6 protein-coding genes are annotated in these 4,287 nt (G+C 42.4%); 1 reads left to right on the top strand and 5 read right to left on the bottom strand.

All coding sequences use genetic code 11. The features are described 5' to 3' along the window. Nucleotides 1-241 precede the first annotated feature (241 nt). The 3 genes from IH879_20580 to IH879_20570 form a co-directional block, all read right to left on the bottom strand. Nucleotides 242-763 (bottom strand): hypothetical protein, encoded by a 522-nt coding sequence (locus tag IH879_20580; protein ID MCH7677326.1) that lies wholly within the window; start codon nucleotides 761-763, stop codon nucleotides 242-244. A gap of 250 nt (nucleotides 764-1,013) precedes the next feature. Continuing rightward, nucleotides 1,014-1,451, bottom strand: coding sequence for an SRPBCC domain-containing protein (locus IH879_20575; GenBank protein MCH7677325.1), 438 nt, complete (start codon nucleotides 1,449-1,451; stop codon nucleotides 1,014-1,016). Between the two features lie 3 nt (nucleotides 1,452-1,454). Then, nucleotides 1,455-1,796, bottom strand: a complete 342-nt coding sequence (locus IH879_20570; GenBank protein ID MCH7677324.1) for a winged helix-turn-helix transcriptional regulator — start codon at nucleotides 1,794-1,796, stop codon at nucleotides 1,455-1,457. A 160-nt stretch (nucleotides 1,797-1,956) separates the two neighbouring features. On the opposite strand from IH879_20570, the gene IH879_20565 reads away from it, so the two are divergent. Beyond that, nucleotides 1,957-2,154, top strand: a complete 198-nt coding sequence (locus tag IH879_20565; protein MCH7677323.1) for a hypothetical protein — start codon at nucleotides 1,957-1,959, stop codon at nucleotides 2,152-2,154. A gap of 309 nt (nucleotides 2,155-2,463) precedes the next feature. Here IH879_20565 and IH879_20560 read toward each other — a convergent pair whose 3' ends face one another. After that, on the bottom strand, nucleotides 2,464-3,006 hold the full coding sequence (locus IH879_20560) for a DUF1579 family protein (protein ID MCH7677322.1): 543 nt from the start codon (nucleotides 3,004-3,006) through the stop codon (nucleotides 2,464-2,466). A gap of 391 nt (nucleotides 3,007-3,397) precedes the next feature. Beyond that, on the bottom strand, nucleotides 3,398-4,108 hold the full coding sequence (locus tag IH879_20555; protein MCH7677321.1) for a polysaccharide deacetylase family protein: 711 nt from the start codon (nucleotides 4,106-4,108) through the stop codon (nucleotides 3,398-3,400). Between the last annotated feature and the right edge of the window lie 179 nt (nucleotides 4,109-4,287).

Below are 4,287 nucleotides of genomic sequence, written 5' to 3'. Positions count from 1 at the left end.
TTCAATTTGTCGAAATTATAGGTTAAAAAAGTGAAATTTAAAGGTCCATTTAGTAAATTCGTGCTTTATCCGTGCTTTATCCGTGCTTTATCCGTGCGAATCCGTGGCTATATTGTTTTTTATTTAAACCCCGTGGAGCTTGGTCAATCCATGTGTATTTATTTTGGTTACCAAACTTTGCTAAAAAAACACAATGTTGCAGGTTTGCAGCACAGATAAGTCTTAAATGCAGCACCTACTGCTACTTCATGCTAGTCATTTTTTTACGTTCCAGCACGATATCACCGGGCATCTCTTTCCCCTCTTGCTTGAAGGTCCAGGTGTGGGTAATGTGATCGTCATCTTTAAACGCGATCGACATTTTGACCATGTGGCCATCTTCCGGCTTGGCAAGATTGCTGATATCTTTTAATTCAAATTTTACCATGCCATCATCGCTCGAGACCGATTCCATGCGCGGTTGATTATTCACGGCGCAATAATGGGTCATCATAAGCTTGTCGCCATTCAGATGGTACATGGTTACCATGTTCGGCTCGTCGGCAGGCATCAGTGTTTCCATAACCGTAGAGCCATTTGATACCAATTCATAAGTGACATTTACTGTTTTATCATCCATTGCCCGCGTGCCTTGCCATTCTCCTGCCAACGATTTAATTTTCTTAAATTTCTCCGCTGCACTGTCACCGTGCACTGCATACGTTTGAGATGCGATGAAAGTAAAAGCCAACAAAACCGTTAAAATAGTGATAAAGCGTTTCATGGGGTTAACCCTCCTTTAATTTGGTTAGAATGTTAGTTGCTTATAGTATTATCTTTGAAACTTTTACATTTTTTTAAAAAAATATGACATGTTTTCTTTGGAAGATTATTGCGAGATGTGAGACGTCAAACGTGAGAGGTGCCCTTCCCAACACACTATGTTGGGAGAGACGTTTCACATCTCACGATTCACGTTTGCCAGTGCGGCTTCACCGCGCTGGGCATTGAACAACGTTTTATTGTTAAATTAATTATAAAAGCTTGCTTAGCTGATCGAGGCAGCCAACCCAACCTTCGTTGTGTTTATCTCTTTCTTCCGCATTCGGGAAACGTTCGTGAGTCAATTCAACTTCCGTCGAATCGCCGACCTCCCGAAATTCCACGGTGACCAATGTTTCCATTGGGTCCTGACCTTCCCAGCTCCAGGTATAAACCAGCTTTTCCGGCGGCCGTATTTCCCGATAAGTGCCGTAGGCCACATAGGGTGTATCGCCATCGGGCGGCTGCATCCCCAAACGGTATTTTCCGCCAACCTGCAAGTCAATTTCATGGACCGGCGTGGTCCAGTCATCCATGCCATGAAACCATTCTTTAAGCGCATTCGGGTCTGTCCAGGCTCGAAATACTTTTTCGCGTGGCGCGTTAAAGATTCGTTTTAAATTGAGTGTCGTTTCACTCCCATTCGCCATCTTTTACTCCTCCTTATTTTTTGGTTCTTGTAAATATTTTTCGAGTGAGTCGAATTGTTTTTCCCAGAATATTTTGTACTTTTCTATCCAGGAAGCTGCATCCTTCATGGGTCCTGCATCGAGCTGAAATTTATGAACCCGCCCTTGTTTTTCTCGCAGAATCAGTCCGGCATTCTCAAGAACGCGCAGGTGTTTTGAAACGGCGGGCAGCGAAATATCAAAAGGTTCGGCTAGTTCTGAGACCGTGTGTTCATCTTCCGTAAGCCGCATTAAAATAGCCCTGCGAGTCGGGTCCGCCAGGGCCATAAAAGTCACATCAAGGGTATCCGTATAATATTTAACCATACGGTTAAATATAGAAAACGTTTTCACTTTTGTCAAGAGGAATTTTAAAAAAGTAAAATTTTTTTAGGAGAAACTCTGCAACTTTTTTGTCTATAAGCCGGTGAGATTTGTAATATAAATAACGCATTAATTCATCAAACATGATGGGGATTCTTTTAAAATGAAGGACGATTTCAAAATGGATCAAGACTACTGGCAGAAGTGGGGTAAAGAAATCGACAAATATCTTCACGATATGGATGAATTTGGCAGGACAAAGTGCCGGCTCTGTGGTTCATATAAGTTTACAAATGATGTTGCGATTTGCATGGATTGTAGCACCACTATTTCGCCAATGAAGCCTGCTTTCGGAAAGTAGTTTATTTAGCGGCCTCAGCGCCCTCTTAAAATTTATTACATCTCTAGAGTTTGTCGCGGAAAAGCCCTCGACCAGGAAAGGTTGGGGGCTTTTATTTGATTCTGAAAAAAACCAAATCTTTGTACGATTGTAAACAGCAGTTTTGCCGTTGGTTTTCGAGTCCGGTCCATTAAAAGAAGTCGTTAAACAGTTAGCCGAGAACTCGAAGAGGCAAAAAAAAATCTTTTTCGGTTGGCCTTCGCGAGGAAAGATTTGCTTCATTTGATGAGAGGGGAGTGATAAGCGTATTTTAAGGTCGGAATTGGATGTTCATTTTTTCTTTCTCTCATAATGTATATTCCACTGGTCGGTCCAGGTTTTGCCGTCATCAGGGGAGCGCTGCCAGTCCCAATCCAGCGAGTTGTCGGTTATGTTTTTAAACACCATTCGCGAGATAAATGTTTGGCCATTTCGCTGGAAAGGTGCGGTTCGCAGTGCCATTTTACCATCCTTGAACTCACCGGTAAAAAGCAAATACCCACCTTGATTATCTACCCAGGTTTGCTGCCAGTGCTTCTTTTGGATATTATAAACCGAAACGCTGTGACCGTCAAATTTGCCGCCTGGAAATCGGAATTCTTCCTGAACGATACAGTCACCCAGGATTTTAGTAATCGTGTTCGTTCCGTGACCCTGCTCACCTTTTTTACCGCCAAATTGTTCTGCCGGCCAGGTTAGTTCCCACTCACCAAGCCAGAAGTCTAATTGCTTCCCTTCCGGGGTGTCGCACGGTCTGGTTTGCTGGGCAGCCAGGGTCCCTGCCCATGTTAAAGCAAGAGTCAATGCAAAAGAAATGATTCCGGTTTTTTTCATTAAGGCTCCCTCCAAAAAAATAATATAAGAACGAAGAATTGTCTAGTGGAGCGTTTTCGAAATAACTTGCATGGGTCGCTGTGATGTGTTCAGGTGTTAGAAGTGTTAGAGTGTTAAAGACTTTTCTTCCTAAGTTATTTTATTTTAGACTTGAATCCCTCAACACCTTTAACACCCAAACACCTGAACACTTCTTTCCTCAATGCTGCGCTATTTGCAGAACGTTGCACGAGTTACAAAGGCCTTTAGGGAATTATTCCTGAGAACGGTTCACGAAGAAAAAATTAAACACTGAGGAACACTGAAAAAACACCGAAGGTACTTCATATAAAAATCAGTGATATTCTGTGTTCCTCCGTGTTAAAAGTTACGACCCGTTAGACTGATAAGCTTATTTGGATTTTGTTAATTCCGTTAATGTAACAAATCGATATCCATGACTTTTGAGTTTTGGGATAATTCGTTTCAATACATCCACCGTTGCTTTGCGCTCGAGTGTGCCGTCATGAAGAATGATTATCGCGCCGGGAAACACGTTATCTAAAATGTAATTTGAAAGAAACCTCACGTTATGAATGGCCGCATCATAAGGGTAGACCGAACCAAGCGCACATTTGTAATTATATTTTTCGAGCTGGCGCAGCATGCGTTGGTTAAACCAACCCGAGGCCGGGCGAAACCACTTCACCTGGGCGAACTCGCTTAAAATTTTATGAGCCTGCAGCAATTGCTTCTCGAACTGCTCTTCTGAAAGTCTGATACTTGGAGCGTCTTCCATGTGATGATTTCCAATTTCGTGTCTTTCACTTACGATTTGTCTGACGATTTCCTCATTGCCTGCAACCCGCCCGCCAATCAAAAAGAACGTGGCCGGCACTTGATACTCACTTAAAACATCCAGAATTTTTGGGGTAACCACCGGATGCGGACCATCATCGATGGTCAGCGCGATTATTTTTTCTTCGGTTTTAACAAAATAAAGGACGTCCGGTGAGTGGTAGGCTAATCGGTACACCAGGGGTTTGGGATTGCAAACAACCCCAACCAGAATGGCTCCCAAAAGAAGCACACTTGCGATGAGATATTTGATTAGACGTTTCATTTACAGCAAAATTTTCTGTCAACTTAAGAGTAAATATAAAAAAAATCAACCCTGGCATCTGAATTGCCAGTGGAGCGTTTTTGAAATAACATTGCAATGGGTCGGTATGATGTGTTTGGGTGTTAGAAGTGTAAGAGTGTTAAAGACTTTTCTTCCTAAGTTATTTTATTTTAGATACT

Source organism: candidate division KSB1 bacterium, from assembly GCA_022562085.1.
Taxonomy (GTDB): domain Bacteria; phylum Zhuqueibacterota; class Zhuqueibacteria; order Oceanimicrobiales; family Oceanimicrobiaceae; genus Oceanimicrobium.
This window is presented reverse-complemented; position numbering and strand designations above follow the sequence as displayed.